Origin of the sequence: Mesorhizobium sp. CA4 (assembly GCF_020165075.1) — a bacterium.
GTDB lineage: Bacteria > Pseudomonadota > Alphaproteobacteria > Rhizobiales > Rhizobiaceae > Mesorhizobium.
In genome coordinates, this window is sequence record NZ_JAIUHK010000012.1 from 57981 (window position 1) to 73541 (window position 15561).

Genomic DNA, 15561 nt, shown 5'->3' on the forward strand with positions numbered 1-15561 from the left:
CGGACGTCGGATCCAGCGGCTTGGATCCAGAACGCGATCAGTTCCGGCTGTTGAGATGCCGGACCTGCCGCAGCGCGGGGAACAGATAGGCCCATAGGCCGGCTACGGCTATGGCGCCGATGCCGCCGATCACCACTGCGGGGACCGTGCCGATCAGCGCCGCCATGGTGCCGGCGCGGAACTCGCCGACCTCGTTCGAGGCCCCGACGAAGACCTGGTTGACGGCGTTGACGCGGCCGCGCACCTCGTCCGGCGTCCAGAGCTGGATGAGCGTCTCGCGGATATAGACGCTGAACATGTCGGTGGCGCCGAGCAGGGCAAGTGCCGCGATCGACAGCCAGGTGATGGTCGAGACGCCGAACAGCACGGTGAAGGCGCCGAACAAAGCGACGAAGCCCAGCATGATCTTGCCGGCGTGGTTGCGGATCGGGTGGCCGGCAAGCCAGACGGCGACGCAGATGGCGCCGATGCCGGGCGCCGAGCGCAGCAGGCCAAGGCCCCAGGGGCCGAGTTGGAGGATGTCACGCGCATAGACCGGCAGCAGCGCCGAGGCGCCCGACAGGAGCACGGCGAACAGGTCGAGCGAGATCGCGCCGAGCACGATCTTCTCGCTCCAGATATAGCCGAAGCCGGCAAACAGCGTCTGCATCGTCGGCTTGTCGGTGGCCGTCTGCTGGGCGGGCTTCGGGATGGTGAAGATCAGCAGCCCGGCAGCGAGCATCAGGACCGCGGCGGTGGCGTAAGCGACTTCCGCCGACACGCCGTAGAGCAGGCCGCCGGCGACCGGGCCGACGATGGTCGCCGTCTGCCAGGCCGACGAGTTCCAGGCTATCGCGTTGGCGAAATCCTCCTGCGGCACGAGATTGGCGAACAGCGAGGACGAAGCCGGGCCATAGAAGGCGCGGGCTATGCCGAGCATGACCAGCACGGCAAAGATCGGCAGCGGGCTGGTCAGGCCGCGCAGCGTCAGAAGCAGCAGCGCCAAGGCGCAGCCGGCCTCGACCAGGGTCGCCAGCGTCATGATCAGCCGGCGGCCGAAGCGGTCGGCGACGACGCCGGTGACCAGGACCAGGAGCAGCGAGGGCAGGAACTGGACGATGCCGACAATGCCGAGGTCGAACGGATCGCGGGTCAGATCATAGACCTGCCAGCCGACAGCGACCGAGACGATCATGGTGGCGAAGGTGGTGAGGAAACGCGCCGTCCAGTAGCTGAGGAACGGGCGATGCCGGAACGCGGCGTAGCGCTGGTCTGGTGACGTTGCTTCGACGGTCATGGTTCGAGGGCCCCTTTGCGACAATGACCGGCGGGGCACTTCCACGGTGGACGCTGGTCCGGCCGCAACCCTTTAGCCCAGTTCGTCTTGCCAGGCGCACAAAAAATCCGCGCCGGAATTAAAGAAATCGAAATTCTCTGCTCGGGTGAGGGCGTTCAGCCTCTCAACGCCGCCGAGATGGCCTCAAGCCCGCCGCGCAACTCCGCTTCCGTCGGCCAGCCGAAACCGAGGCGGAAAAAGCGTCTCGGCATCTCGAACCAGTGGCCGGGACCGACATAGGTACCGTGCTCCTCCAGCAGCCTCGTGTAGAATTTGTCGAGGTCGAAGCCGGCATCGACCTTGAGCCGCGGAAAGCCGACGACGCCGCCTTGCGGCCGCACCCAGTCGACCAGCTTCTCGCCGTCGATCCAGTCCTGCACGACGTCGCGGCGCCTGGCCATTTCGGGGAGCAGCGAGGCGAGGAAGGCATCACGGCGTTCGAGCGTGGCGCGGGCGATCGCCTCGTCGATGACGCTGCCGCAGATGCCGATCTGCTCCTTGGCGGCGAGGAAAGTTTCCTGCAACTGCGGATCGCGGGTCACCAGCCAGCCGATGCGGATGCCCGGAATGCCGAAGGCCTTGGACAGCGAGCAGACGCTGATGGCGGCGGGGCTGAGCGAGGCCGCCGCGGGCAGGCGCTGTCCATAAGAGAGGTCGCGATAGGTCTCGTCGACCAGCAGGCGGCATTTGCGGCTCTCGGCAAGCGCAATCAGCGCGTCGAGGTCGGCGCGTGTCATCATCGTGCCGGTCGGGTTGTGCGGGCAGGTGACGCTGATCAGTCTGGTGTTCGGCCGCAGCTCTGCGCCGACGCGCTCGATATCGACGATAAAGCCCTGGTCGAAATCGAGATCGACATAGGAGATGGCGCAGCCGATCGCCTTCGGCGTCTCGATGTTGGTGGCGTAATTCGGCCGCACGACCACGAGATGGTCGCCGGCCGACAGAAGCGCGGTGGCGATGATGAACAGCGCACCGGCCGCGCCAGCGGTCACCAGCACATCGCCGGGAGAAAGGCCCTCGTCCTGCGCTGCGATCAGCGCCCGCAAGTCCTTGTCGCCGCGATGCTCGCCATAGAACAGCGTGAGGTCGGGCAGCGCTAGGCCGATGTCGGAGAGTTTCTGGTCGGCGATCGAGCTTTCGGAGAGATTGTAGCGGATGCGGCCGTAGCCATATTCCTCCGGCGCCTCTTTCTCGATCACCATCCTGGTGTAGTTCATGGCCGTCCCCCCGGTTACGGCGATATCCAAGCCATAAAAGCAGGAGGCCTGCCAAGGCGGATTCCTCGGCAGGCTTGCTTAAACCATTGGTGCAGGCGCGTTATTTCAGGCCGTCGCCTTGGCCTTCCTGCCCTTGGCAGGCTTCACCGGTTCCGGTTCGGCCTTGCGGCCGAGGCCGATCGACTTGGCGAGCTGCGAGCGCGAGGCCGCATAGTTGGGAGCGACCATCGGATAGTCCACCGGCAAGCCCCATTTGGTGCGGTAGGCTTCGGGCGTCAGGCCGAAATGCACGCCGATATGGCGCTTCAGCGATTTGAACTTCTTCCCGTCCTCGAGACAGATGATGTAGTCCGGCGTCACCGAGCGCCTGGGATTGACGGCGGGGACCGGCGGGGGTGCCGCGGGTTCCGCCGGCTGGCTGATCCCGCCAATCGACGAGGCGACGCTGGCGATCAGTCCGCCCAGGTCCGAAGCGGGCAGGCGGTTTTTCGCGACATAGGCCGATACGATGTGAGCGGTGAGCTCGAGCAGGTCGACTTCCTTGGCTGTGCTGGTGTCCTCGTCCACGTAGTCCCTCCATTTCTGCCGCATGGTCGCGGAACCGATCCGGTTTTCGCGGTGTGTAATATCGATGCGCTGCGAGCGTTGTTGGCGAATTCGGAATGCCGCAGGGGCCGCAGGCCGGCGAATTCCTAGTCGGCAAATCTGCGCAACGCAACGTTTTATCGCGTCAATACACGCTGTTTTGAACAATTATACTGGAATGTAACAATATCAGACGATCAGCGCCTTGTCGCGCCATAGACGAAATCCACCCTCGAAAGCCCGAGTGTTGTCGCCGCGGCGGGATTTTTCAGGCAATTCATCGAGCTTGTCGACATTGCCGCCACCGATCACGACATAATCCGGCTGCAAGGCGGCGCGAAGCCTGTCGACGACGTCGAAAACGTATTTGCGCCACTTCTTCTTCCCGTGCTTCACCAGGCCGCGTTCACCGACGTAATCCTCGAAAGTTGCTCCCTTTTTGTAGGGCAGATGAGCGAGTTCCATGGGCTGGCCGACATTCTCGAGGATCATGGCGGCGCCCAGGCCGGTGCCCAGGCCGAGGAACAGCATGCGGCCACCGTCATAGCTGCCGATCGCCTGCATCAGCGCGTCGTTGACGAGCTTCACCGGCTTGCCGAAAGCGGCGGTGAAATCATAGCCGTTCCAGCCCTTGCCGAGATTGAAGGGATCGAGCGAGGGCTTGTTGTCGCGCACCGGGCCGGGATAGCCCATCGAGATGACGTCGTAGTCCAGGCCCTCGGCCAGTTTCTTGACCGACGAGACGACTAGGTCCGGGGTCAGGCCCGGTCCGGACGCGGCGCGGCGCATCTCGCCACCGGCGCTGGTGAGGATCTTCACGTGCGAGCCGCCGACATCGACGGTGAGCACGATCGGATCGCTGCTTACCGCGGCTTTCTTTGCTGCCTTCGCCATTCCGTCCTCCCCGGAAGTTACTTGGCCGGATTGATCCAGCCGTTCGGCGGACCGAAACCTTTCATAGCGTCAGCCGGTCCCCAGGTCTTGGGCGCATAGATCGCCGGCGGTGTGGTGTCGCCGAGCACCGGTCCGACGATGCGCCAGGCAAGCTCGGCCGCGTCCTGGCGGGTGAAGAGCTGGCCGTTGCCGTTCATGGCGTCGCCGATCAGCCGCTCATAGGGCGGCATGTCGCCCTTGGTGTCGTCGAGCGCGGTCAGCTCCACCTGCTCGCCGATCATGTCGTCGCCGGCGACCTTGCGCTGGGCGCCGATAGAGATCGCCACCTGCGGGTCGATGCGGAAGCGCACATAATTGGCGTCGCCCGGCTTGATCGGATCGAAGACGTCGAGCGGCGGACGTTTCAGCCGCACGATCACCTCGGTGGCGTGCACCGGCATGTTCTTGCCGGCGCGGATGAAGAAAGGCACGTCCTGCCAGCGCCAGGTGTCGACGAAGAAGCGCACCGCGGCGAAAGTCTCGACCGGTGAGTTCGGCCGCACGCCCGGCTCGGCCAGATAGCCGTCGAACTGGCCGCGCACGACATCGTCCTTGGTCAGCGTGCGGATTGCGCGCAGCACCTGCACCTTCTCGTCGATCAGGTCGTCGGCCGAGCGGCCGACCGGCGGCTCCATGGCCAAAAGCAACAGGATGTTGAGCAGGTGGTTCTCGATCACGTCGCGGATGCAGCCGACCTCGTCATAGAATTTGCCGCGGCCCTCGACGCCGAAATCCTCGGCCATGGTGATCTGCACGCTCTCGACGAAGTTGCGGTTCCAGATCGGCTCGAGGAAGGAGTTGGCGAAGCGGAAATAGAGCAGGTTCTGGATCGCTTCCTTGCCGAGATAGTGGTCGATGCGGAAGATCGACTGCTCGTCGAACACCAGATGCAGCACCCGGTTCAGCCAGCGCGCCGACTGCAGATCATGGCCGAAGGGCTTTTCGACCATCAGCCGCGCGCCGCGCGCGGTGCCGGACTGCTCTAGGCCCTGCACGACCGTTTCGAACATCGTCGGGGGGACGGCCATGTAATGCAGCGGCCGCTGCGCGGAGCCCAGCGCCGTCTTCAGCTTCTCGAAGGTCGCGCCGTCGCGGTAGTCGCCGCTGACATAGCGCAGCAGCGAGGCGAGCTTGGAAAAGACCTTGTCGTCCACCGCGCCCAGCGCGGTGACGATGCCATCGCGCGCACGGTCCACCAATTTGGGAAGCTCCCAGGGATCGAAGGCGACGCCGATCACCGGCTCGCTCAGCGTGCCCTTGGCGACCATCTGGTAGAGCGCCGGGAAAATCTTCTTATGCGCAAGGTCGCCGGTCGCTCCGAAAAGCACCAGCGTGTCGGACCTCTCCTGGCTCATGCAGTCTCTCCCCTCACGCGCCGGTCTTCGGCTTCTCGACATGGCCGCCGAAGGCATAGCGCATGGCGGACAGGAGCTTGTCGGCGAATTGCGATTCGCCCTGCGAGGAGAAGCGGTCGAACAGCGCCGAGGACAGCACCGGCGCCGGGACGCCGGTGTCGATCGCCGCCTTCAGCGTCCAGCGGCCTTCGCCGGAATCGGAGACACGGCCGCCGAACTGGGCGAGCGACGGGTCGTTCTTCAGCGCGCCGGCAGTGAGATCGAGCAGCCAGGAGCCGATGACGCTGCCATGCCGCCAGACCTCGGCGACCTGCGGCAGGTCGATGTCGAACTGATAGTATTGCGGGTTTTCGAGCGGACTGGTCTCGGCGTCCGATATCCTGGACCGCTTGCCGGCATTGGCCGACTTCAGGATGTTCATGCCCTCGGCATAGGCGGCCATGACACCATATTCGATGCCGTTATGCACCATCTTGACGAAGTGGCCGGCGCCGCTCGGTCCGCAATGAAGATAGCCGAAGGGCGCCGTGCCGGCATCCTCGGGCGGATTGGCGCCTGCATCGGCGCCCGGCGCCAGTGTGGCGAAGACCGAATCGAGATGCTTCACCGCCTCGTCAGGCCCGCCGATCATCAGGCAATAGCCGCGCTCGAGGCCCCAGACGCCGCCGCTGGTGCCGACATCGACGAAGTTGATGCCCTTAACCGCCAGCTTCGCCGCCTGGTCGACGGCGTCGTGATAATAGGAATTGCCGCCGTCGATGATGGTGTCGCCCGGCTCCATCAGCGCCGCGACCTGGTCGACGATCCTGCCGGTGATCGCGGCGGGCAGCATCAGCCAGGCGCAGCGCGGCTTGGCGAGCTTGCCGACGAACTCCTCCAGCGAGGCGGCGCCGACCGCGCCGTCCTTGACCATGCCGGCGACGCTTGCCGAATTGATGTCGTAGACGACGCATTCATGGCCGTCGCGCATCAGGCGCCGCACCATGTTGGCGCCCATTCTGCCCAGTCCCATCATTCCGATCTGCATGGTTTCGTCCCGATTGCTTGAGGAAAAGGAGAGTCCAATGGCCCTGCCGGATCACGATTGAGCGTCGATGCCGACGCTAAAGTCGACATTCTCCCAACGCATCGCCCCGGGCCAGAAAAAAGTGAAAACGATGGTGGTTCCCGGCTGCAGGCGGCTGACGGGCAAATCCACCAGATGAACGCCGAACGCATTCTCGGCCGTTTTGCTGTCCTGCACGGTCAGCCATTTGTCGCTGCTCCAATGGACGACGCCGGGCGCTGACAATTCGACGCGCAGCGCCTTGCCGGCTGGAATGGAGCGGATCTTGTTGTTGAAGCGCCAGATCCTAAGCGGCGAGACCGTCCTGCCCTTGATGTAGCGTTCGACGCCTTGTGGCGGCAGGTCGAAAACGGCGCCGTCGTGCAGCGAGCGCAACAGCTTGATGTGCTCGGCATGCGCCCAGACCAGCGGCATGGCGCTGCCGGACGGTTTGCCCAGCCAGAGCTCGCGGTCAGGCATGTCCGGGCGATCCCAGACCTGCTCCGGCAGGAGGCCGCCCACGCCGGCCGAACGTTCGAAAGTCTCAAGCAGCTGCGCCGCCCTGTCGCTGCGGCCGGCGGCCAGCTCGTAATGGGCGCGTTCGCCGGCAAGCAGCGGCCACGGCCGGCCCCGGCCAGTGCCGTCGAAAGGCGCGCCGTCCTCGTGCTCGCCATAGCCGTCGCCGGTATAGCGGTACCAGAGCGGGCCTTGGGGCAGGTCGCAGCGCAGCTCGGCGTCGATGGCCTTGACGGTGTTAAGGATGCGCGGGTCGTCCGCGGCCCTCAGGCCGAAGCGGACCAGCGCCAGGGCATCCGGGCTGATGATCGCCTCGGCCGGCTTGTCGCTGTCGCCCGGCGGCCGGTTCTTGATCGGCACGAAGCCGTCCTTCGGCGAGGCAGCGCTGCCATCGTCGGGCGGGGCGATGCGGACATAGTAGCCGGCAAGACCTTCTCGGGCACAGAGCTCGGTACCGGTGACATAGGTCCAGCGCTCGATCTGATCGTTCCAGCAATCGGCGATCTCGCGCAGATAGTTTGCCGGCTCATTTTTGCCGCAGGCGTCCAGCATGTCGGCCGCCGCAAGCAGGCCCGTTATTTCCACGGCCAGTGTGAAAGGGCTGTAGCCGGCATCCTCTTCCCAACGATCCTGGCCGGTGACCGGGCCGTTGCGCACGACATAGGCGGCCGCGTTCTCGATCATCGCCAGGAATTCGGCGAGCTTCGACTCCGGCAGATGGCCGGCGCGGCGCAACGCGTCGGCGAGCAGCAGCGGAAAGGCGCATTCATCCATCTGGATGCCGGGCCAATAGGCGCTGCCGTCGGACCAGCAATTTTGCGGCCAATGGCCGTCCGGCTGCTGGATCGAACGCAGATAAATGAGGATCTGCAGAGCCTGCCTGCCGTCGCCGGCCGCCAGAAAACCGCCCGCCGTCTCGACCAGGTCGCGCGGCCAGACGAGGTGATAGCCGCCGAGATCGTCGTCGCCCTTGTTGAAACCCCAGGGGATCGACAGGCTGGCGACGGCGGCGCCCGGTGTCGCGATCGACAGATGCGTCGCCAGCACCGCCGTGCTGGCGCGGTAGGTGTTCAGACCGGAGGCGCCGCGGCGGTCGAGTTTTTCCAACCCTGCCTGAAATGTCCGCCAGTTCTCGACGTAGGTCTTCGCGGCCAGCTCGAAGCCGGGTTGCAGGCTTGCAAGCGCAAGGTCGGCGGCTTCCTCGGGCGAAGCGCCGAAGCCGAGCGCCAGCAAGGCAACTGCCCTGCCGGCCGAAAAGCCGATCTCGCCGGTCAGCGCGACATTGCCGTTTTCGGCTATATGAGAGGAAGGATCGAGCGCGCCGCTGTCGTGCAGTTGCTGCCAGCCGTCGGAAAAGCCGACATAGCCAGCCGAACAGGCGCCCCAGGGCAAAGAGGAGGCGAGCGCGAGCGACACGCCGCGTCCTGTGGCGAAGAGAAGGCGCTGTCCCTTGTGCTCGCCGATCCAGGCCGTGTTGCACATGCCGGCGTTGACGAGATGCGGCGCAAGCAGCGCGTAAACGCGATAGCCAGCCGCCGAGCCATTGATCGCGCTGAAACGTACGTCTTGTAGCAACACAGGTCGTTTCGGATCCGTAATGATCCGCTTCTCAATCTGATAGGCGCCGTCGAAGGCGATATTGGTCAGCAGGTAGCCGGGGACGCCATCCTCGAAGGGTTCGACCGTATAGGCCGCATTGCGCTTCTCTTCGGAAAAATAACCGCCGGGGCCGGTGACGATCAGTCCCAGGTCGCGCGTGCAGGCGCTGTCGAGGCGCGGATAATAGATTTCGTTCAGGATGCCGTGGCTGGTGGTGAACCAGAGCGGGCTTTTTGCCGAAAGGGCGGTTCCGAGGCCGCTCTTTGCGCTTGACGTCCAGCGCGCCGGAATTCCGGGCGCGCCTTTAGCAACCGTCGGCGTCACTGGCATGCATCGGCCTCCTGCCGCGTTCCTAGACCAGGAGTCGCCGTCTTTTCAATCGTCGCACCGCAAGTTGATCGAGCAGTGCCAATGCTTTGCAGTTGACAGCTTGCGGTTCCTCTGAGATTTGTCTGACAATAGATAAAAAACAGAGAATTCGCCTTTAGTAACAGCAACCTCGGGAGGAACCGACATGAAGAAACTGCTCGTATTGAGTGCATTCGCGGCGATGCTCGCCTCGGGCACCGCGCTTGCCGACACCAGCGGCAAGAAGATCGCCTTCTCCAACAACTATGCCGGCAATTCCTGGCGCCAGGCGATGCTCGACAGCTATGCGATCGTCACCAAGAAAGCAGTCGACGACAAGATCGTCGCCGCAGCCGATGTCTTCACCACCGCCGACAAGGAAGTGCCGACCCAGGCCGCCCAGGTGCAGAACCTGATCCTGCAGGGCTATGACGCCATCGTCATCAACGCCGCGTCGCCCGATGCGCTCAACGGCGCCATCAAGCAGGCCTGCGATGCCGGCATCGTGGTCGTCTCCTTCGACGGTATCGTGACCGAGCCTTGTGCCTATCGCGTCGTCGTCGACTTCAAGGATATGGGCAAGCAGGAAGTCGAGCAGATGGCCAAGTTCCAGCCCAAGGGCGGCAATCTGCTGGAAATCCGCGGTCTCGCCGGTACCTCGATCGACGAAGCCATCCATGCCGGCATCCTCGAAGGCGTCGCCGCCCATCCCGAGTTCAAGATCGTCGGTTCCGTGACGGGCGACTGGGACCAGACGACGGCGCAGAAGGCGGTGGCGACCATCCTGCCGTCGCTGCCGGATATCGTCGGCGTCGTCGATCAAGGCGGCGACGGCTATGGCGCCGCGCAAGCCTTCGCCGCCGCCGGCAAGCCGCGTCCGACCATCATTATGGGCAACCGCCAGGACGAACTGAAATGGTGGAAGGAGCAGAAGGAGAAGGACGGCTACAAGACCTGGTCGGCCTCGATCGCGCCCGGCGTGTCGACGCTGGCCTTCTGGGTCGCGCAGCAGGTACTCGACGGCCGCAAGGACATCCCGCACGACCTGCTGGTGCCCTATCTCGCCTTCACCCAGGACGATTTCGAGGCCGCGCTGCCGAAGATCAAGGAAGGCGGCGTCGCCACGCACGAATACACGCAGGAAGAGGCTATCGCGGCCATCAAGGCCAACATCAAGCAATAGCGGTGGGTACATTGCGGTCCGCATCGCCAACCGGGTACATTTGAGGATGCTCCAGGCTATTGCGGATATCGTCAGGCTCAACGGCGTCGAAAAGCATTTCGGCGCCGTTCGGGCGCTTAACGGCGTCGACTTCCATGTCGGCGCCGGCGAATGCGTCGGGCTGGTCGGGCATAACGGCGCCGGCAAGTCGACGCTCATGCATATGGTAGCCGGCACGCTGCGGCCGGATGGCGGGCAGATCGCCGTGCGCGGCAATCAGGAGGCGAGCTATTCGGTGGCGCGGGCGCTCGAGCTCGGCATACGCTGCGTGTTCCAGGAGCTGTCGCTCTGCCCCAATCTCAGCGTCGCCGAAAACACCCGCATCAACCATCCCTCGCTTGCCGGCTTCAACTGGCGGCGCAGGGCCGCCGAGCTCATACGGGCCAAGCTCGACGAGATCTTCCCCGGCCACGGCATTTCGGCAGACGACATTGCCGGCGACCTTTCGATCGGACGGCGGCAGATGGTCGAAGTGGCGCGCGCCTTCACGCTGACCCGCGAGCCCCTGCATCTCGTCATCCTAGACGAGCCCACCTCGTCGCTCGATGCGCACACGGCGGGGCAATTGCTATCCTTCGTGCGCCGCTTCGTGGCGGCGGGCGGCAGCTGCATCCTGATCTCGCATGTGCTGGGCGAGGTGCTGCAGAATGCCGACCGCATCGTGGTGATGCGCGACGGCAAGGTGGTCGCGGCTGATGCCGCAAGCGCCTTCGACCGCGACAGGCTGGTCGCGGCCATGGGCGGCGCCGAGGGACATCAGAAGGCCGCTGCCGAAGTCCGGAAAACCGAGGCCGGCGCGCTCAGGGTTCGCGCTCGTCCGATCAGGCAGCAGGACGACAAGGAGCTTGTCGCCCGGACCGGCGAGATCATCGGCCTTGCCGGGCTTGCCGGCCATGGCCAGACGGACCTTTTGCTGTCGATCTTCTCGGCCGCCTCCCGCGCCAGGACCGGCATCGAGGTCACCGCGCCGGTGGCTCTGGTCGCCGGCGACCGCCAGTCGGACGGCATCTTTTCGCAATGGTCGATCGCGCAGAATATCGGCATCCGCTCGCTGGCGCGCCTGCGCAACGGCCTGCTGATCTCGCCGCAGCGCGAGGCCGAGCTTGCCGAATTTTGGAAGAAGAAGATCGGCATCCGCACGCCGGACATGAACAACAACATCTATTCGCTGTCGGGGGGCAACCAGCAGAAGGCGCTGTTTGCCCGCGCGCTCGGTTCCGACGCCGAGATCGTGCTGATGGACGACCCGATGCGCGGCGTCGACATCGGCACCAAGCTCGAAGTCTACGACCTCGTGCGCGAGGAGGCCGCCAAGGGCCGCACCTTCCTCTGGTACACCACCGAGACCGAGGAGCTCGACAATTGCGACCACGTCTATGTCTTCAAGAACGGCCGGATCGTCGCCGATCTTGGGCGCGACGAGCTGACGGAGGAGAAAATCATCCAGTCCTCGTTCGGCGATGCGGCCTGAGATGACGGCGATCGTTCCCGGCACTGTTCCGAAAGCCTCGCCGCGCGGCAGCGCCGCCCGGGCACGCATGCTGCGCGGTCTTTTGCCGGCCTTGTCGCTGGCGCTGGTGCTGCTCGCCATCGCCTGGCTCAACCCGCGCGCCATCAGCTATTTCGGCTTCAACCTGATGCTCAATTTGGCGATCCCGATCGCGCTGGCAACGATCGCGCAGATGTTCGTGATCGCCGGCAACGAGCTCGATCTGTCCATAGGAACGTTCGTCGGATTCGTCGGCTGTGTCACCGCGACTTGGCTGAGAGACGCGCCGCTCATCGGCATTCTCGTGCTCATCGGCTCGATCGGCGTCTATGCATTGCTCGGCGCGCTGATCCACCTGCGCAATTTGCCTTCGATCGTGGTGACGCTCGGCATGAGCTTCGTCTGGCAGGGGCTTGCCATCCTCATCCTGCCCAAGCCCGGCGGCAAGGCGCCGGAATGGCTGCTGTCGATCATGTCCTTTAAGCCGCCTTACGTCCCGTTCCCGATCCTTGCCGCGCTGCTGATTGCGGGGGTCGTGCATTTCGGCCTGATGCGCACGTCCTATGGCGTCATCCTGCGCGGCTCGGGCGGCAACGCCGCGGCACTGCGGCGCGCCGGCTGGTCGCTGCTCAAGACCAAGATCGTGCTGTTCGCGCTGACCGGCCTGTTCGGCGTGCTTTCCGGCATGGCGCTGATCGGCATCACCACGTCGGCCGACGCCAACATAGGCAATGGCTACACGCTGCTTTCGATCGCCGGCGTCATCCTCGGCGGCGGGGAGTTCGTGGGCGGGCGCGTGTCGCCGATCGGCGCGGTCATCGGCGCGCTGACGCTGGCGTTAGCCGCCTCGCCGCTCTTGACCTTCATGCACATCCCGCCCGACTGGCAGGTCGCCGCCAATGGCGCGATCCTGATCATCGTGCTTGCGGCGCGGGTGCTGATCAGCCGCAGGGAGCGGTAAGCGATGACCTCGGTGCGGACGCTGCTTGAAAAGCCCTGGATCTGGTCCTTCGTCGGCGCGGTCGTCGTCTGGCTGGCAACGATTGCCTTCACCGGCGGCTATGGCGCCGGCGGCATGGTCACGGCGGCGCTTTCGCTCGCCGTCTTCACCGTCATAGTGGGCGTCGGCCAGATGTTCGTCATCACGCTGGGGCCCGGCAATGTCGACCTGTCGCTGCCGGCCAATATAGGGCTGGCAAGCGCGGTCGCCATGAAGGTGATGGGCGGCAGCGATTCCATGATCCTCGTCGGGCTGCTTGCCGCACTTGCCTGCGGCGCCGCGATCGGCGCCATCAACTATCTCTTGATCTGGGCGCTGCGCATCCCGCCGATCATTGCCACGTTGTCGGCGAGCTTCATTATCCAGTCGGTCGACATCAGCTACGGCCGCGGCCTGCAGATCAAGCCGCCACCGGGCTTCGCCGATTTCACCAACTGGCAGGTGCTGGGCATTCCGGTGCTGGCGATGCTGACGGTGATCTTCACCATCGGCGCCGCGCTTGCGCTGCAGCGCATGATCTACGGCCGATCGGTGCTGGCGATCGGCCAGAACATCCGCGCCGCCTGGCTCGCCGGCGTGCATGTCGGCCGCATCCGCTTTCTCACCTACACGCTGTGCGGCGCGCTCGGCGGCATCGACGGAGCGCTGCTTGCCGGTTATTTCCGCGGCGCCAATGTCGATATCGGCAACGAATATCTGCTCGCCTCGATCGCGGTCGTGGTCATCGGCGGCACCTCGGTCGCCGGCGGCAAGGCCAATGTGCCCGGGGTCTGGGGTGCCGGCCTGTTCCTGGTGCTCCTGCTTACCATGCTCAATACCTTCGGCGTCAGCGCCGGCGTGCGGCTGCTGCTGACCGGGCTGATCATCGTCGGGGTGATCACGGCGGCGGGCGGTGAGAAGGCCGTTCGGTAGCCTTTATTTGGCTGCCTTGGCGCGCGCGATCGCGTCGACGATCATCTTCTTGGCGTATTTGGAATCGTGCCAGCCTTCGATCTTGACCCATTTGCCGGGTTCGAGATCCTTGTAGTGCTCGAAGAAGTGCTGCACCTGCTGGCGCGTGATCTCAGGCAGATGCGTGTATTCGGTGACGTTCTCGTAGCGCAGCGTCAGCTTGGGCGAGGGCACGGCGATCACCTTCTCGTCCTGGCCGGCATTGTCTTCCATGATCAAGACGCCGATCGGCCGCACATTGATGACGCAGCCCGGCACCAGCGCGCGGGTGTTGCAGACCAGAACGTCGATCGGATCGCCGTCGCCCGACAGCGTGTGCGGCACGAAGCCGTAATTGCCGGGATAGCGCATGGAGGTGTGCAGGAAACGGTCGACGAACAGGGTGCCGGCCTCTTTGTCCATCTCGTATTTGATCGGCTCGCCGCCGATCGGCACCTCGATGATGACGTTGACGTCCTCCGGCGGGTTCTTTCCGGTGGCTATCGCTTCGATACGCATGGTCTATCCCTCTCTCGATTCCAAGACCGATAGCGGGCGAAGCGTCATGGTGCAATGCGGCGAATAGCACTGTACGCTGATGGAGGCGCACAGTTTGTGAGGGCGTGTAACCTAGGCGACCTTAGTCATTCCAGACGAAAGCCACTTTCTTGAGCGCCTTCTGCTCGAAGACCTCGACGCCTTCGGCGATATCGCGGCCGCCATTGCCGGCATAGAAGGCCAAGGCGTTGTGGTTATCCTCCAGCGCCCAGACCACGAGGCCGCGCAGGCCGTGGTCGGCGAGCCGGGCTTTGGCCGCCTTGAAGAGCCGGCTGCCGAGCCCGATGCCCTGATATTCCGGACGAAGATAGAGCTCGTAGATCTCACCCTGCTGCCTGAGCTCGCGGGCGCGGTTCTTGCCGATCGTGGCATAGCCGGCGACCGTTCCGCCGATCTCGACCACCAGCACCGTGGCGGCGCGGCGAATCGCGTTGGCCCACCAGTCGACGCCGCGACGGTTGATCATCGAGGTCAGCGTGCGATGCGGGATGATGCCCGAATAGGCGCCGCGCCAAGCCTGCTGGTGCACCTCGGCGATGGCGCTCGCGTCGCGCGGTTCTGCCTTTCGGATGTCGATCGTCAGCGTGTTCATGGTTGGTTAACCATAAACCCGCCTCGCCCGATTGCAAAGAGTCCCCCAACACGCCTCCTCGCTTTCGCACAGGCGAAAGGCGGGTGCGCCGACGAGGCGTCTAGAGTCGGATGATTTCAGGTCGAATAGACCTGAAATCCGAATCCGTCTCTAAATCTAAGAGATAGAGCATGATGTCGCCCGAAAACCGCCTCACACTTTTCGGCATCATGCTCTAGTCAGATTTCGACGAGATGATCGTCGAGTTCGTTGGTGTCGCCTTCGGTGACCGGGAAATGCTCGGCGAGCACCGCGCCGACCGTGGCGATCGCCTTGACGAAGCCGTCGGCCAGCCGGTCATCGCCGGCATGTTTGGTCAGGTCGCCCACCACGCCGTCCCAGACATGCTGGCCGACCTTGGCATCGATGCCTGAGTCGGCGACGACCTCGGCATAGCGCTCGGCGATGGAGACGAAGATGAGCACGCCGGTGCGCGCCTGCGTGCGGTGGACGTTGCGGGCCAGGAACTGTTTCATCGCATTGGCATGCGCCGCCTGATAGCGCAGCCTTCTCGGCACGAAATGAATGCGCAAGGCGGGCAGGAACCAGAGCAAAACGAACACCGAGGCCAGCGCCAGCGCTTGCGCCAGCACGAAATGCGGCAGCCGGATGAACAGCCACCAGGCCTCCAGCCCATAGCCGACGGCCAGGCTGGCGATGAACAGGCCGATCGTCGCGGTGAAAGCGGCCGGAAAGAAGTAGCCGTCGCTGGCTCGAGCGACGACGCAGTAGATCTCGCCGTCGGTCTTCAACTCGGCCGTCCGGATCGCCTCGGCGATGCGGTCATGGTCCTCGGCGCTGATCGGTCGTGTTGCCAT

At 64.5% G+C, this 15561-nt stretch carries 14 protein-coding genes; 4 read left to right on the forward strand and 10 right to left on the reverse strand.

Annotated elements, in window-relative coordinates; all coding sequences use genetic code 11:
* Positions 1–37: 37 nt before the first annotated feature.
* The 7 genes from LB528_RS12395 to LB528_RS12425 form a co-directional block, all read right to left on the reverse strand.
* Positions 38–1276 carry an MFS transporter gene (locus tag LB528_RS12395; RefSeq protein ID WP_224715087.1) on the reverse strand — a complete coding sequence of 413 codons (1239 nt, stop codon included), beginning with the start codon at positions 1274–1276 and terminating at the stop codon, positions 38–40.
* 155 nt (positions 1277–1431) lie between these two features.
* Positions 1432–2532: a pyridoxal phosphate-dependent aminotransferase gene (locus LB528_RS12400; RefSeq protein ID WP_224715088.1), complete on the reverse strand. Its 1101-nt coding sequence runs from the start codon at positions 2530–2532 to the stop codon at positions 1432–1434.
* Positions 2533–2637: 105 nt separating this feature from the next.
* Entirely contained in the window at positions 2638–3123 is a 486-nt protein-coding gene (locus LB528_RS12405; RefSeq protein ID WP_224518425.1) for a MucR family transcriptional regulator, read from the reverse strand.
* Positions 3124–3306: 183 nt separating this feature from the next.
* Positions 3307–4011, reverse strand: a complete 705-nt coding sequence (locus LB528_RS12410; RefSeq protein ID WP_224715090.1) for an ROK family protein — start codon at positions 4009–4011, stop codon at positions 3307–3309.
* A 17-nt stretch (positions 4012–4028) separates the two neighbouring features.
* Positions 4029–5405, reverse strand: coding sequence for a glucose-6-phosphate dehydrogenase (gene zwf / locus LB528_RS12415; protein ID WP_224715091.1), 1377 nt, complete (start codon positions 5403–5405; stop codon positions 4029–4031).
* Between the two features lie 13 nt (positions 5406–5418).
* The gene (gene gnd, locus LB528_RS12420) at positions 5419–6432 is read right to left on the reverse strand and encodes a phosphogluconate dehydrogenase (NAD(+)-dependent, decarboxylating) (RefSeq protein ID WP_224715092.1); all 1014 of its coding nucleotides are present in this window, start codon (positions 6430–6432) and stop codon (positions 5419–5421) included.
* A 51-nt stretch (positions 6433–6483) separates the two neighbouring features.
* Entirely contained in the window at positions 6484–8895 is a 2412-nt protein-coding gene (locus LB528_RS12425; RefSeq protein ID WP_224715093.1) for a glucan 1,4-alpha-glucosidase, read from the reverse strand.
* 184 nt (positions 8896–9079) lie between these two features.
* Here LB528_RS12425 and LB528_RS12430 point away from each other — a divergent pair, with 184 nt between their 5' ends.
* The 4 genes from LB528_RS12430 to LB528_RS12445 are packed head-to-tail and all read left to right on the forward strand — an operon-like array spanning position 9080 to position 13536.
* Positions 9080–10096 (forward strand): ABC transporter substrate-binding protein, encoded by a 1017-nt coding sequence (locus LB528_RS12430; RefSeq protein WP_224715094.1) that lies wholly within the window; start codon positions 9080–9082, stop codon positions 10094–10096.
* A 46-nt stretch (positions 10097–10142) separates the two neighbouring features.
* On the forward strand, positions 10143–11606 hold the full coding sequence (locus tag LB528_RS12435) for a sugar ABC transporter ATP-binding protein (RefSeq protein WP_224715095.1): 1464 nt from the start codon (positions 10143–10145) through the stop codon (positions 11604–11606).
* Between the two features lies 1 nt (position 11607).
* The gene (locus LB528_RS12440; protein ID WP_224715096.1) at positions 11608–12585 is read left to right on the forward strand and encodes an ABC transporter permease; all 978 of its coding nucleotides are present in this window, start codon (positions 11608–11610) and stop codon (positions 12583–12585) included.
* A gap of 3 nt (positions 12586–12588) precedes the next feature.
* The gene (locus LB528_RS12445; RefSeq protein WP_224518417.1) at positions 12589–13536 is read left to right on the forward strand and encodes an ABC transporter permease; all 948 of its coding nucleotides are present in this window, start codon (positions 12589–12591) and stop codon (positions 13534–13536) included.
* A gap of 3 nt (positions 13537–13539) precedes the next feature.
* On the opposite strand, the gene ppa is transcribed toward LB528_RS12445, so the two are convergent.
* The 3 genes from ppa to LB528_RS12460 form a co-directional block, all read right to left on the reverse strand.
* On the reverse strand, positions 13540–14073 hold the full coding sequence (gene ppa / locus LB528_RS12450; RefSeq protein ID WP_040991510.1) for an inorganic diphosphatase: 534 nt from the start codon (positions 14071–14073) through the stop codon (positions 13540–13542).
* A 121-nt stretch (positions 14074–14194) separates the two neighbouring features.
* Positions 14195–14704, reverse strand: a complete 510-nt coding sequence (locus LB528_RS12455; protein WP_040991512.1) for a GNAT family N-acetyltransferase — start codon at positions 14702–14704, stop codon at positions 14195–14197.
* 218 nt (positions 14705–14922) lie between these two features.
* Positions 14923–15561 (reverse strand): TPM domain-containing protein, encoded by a 639-nt coding sequence (locus LB528_RS12460; protein WP_224715097.1) that lies wholly within the window; start codon positions 15559–15561, stop codon positions 14923–14925.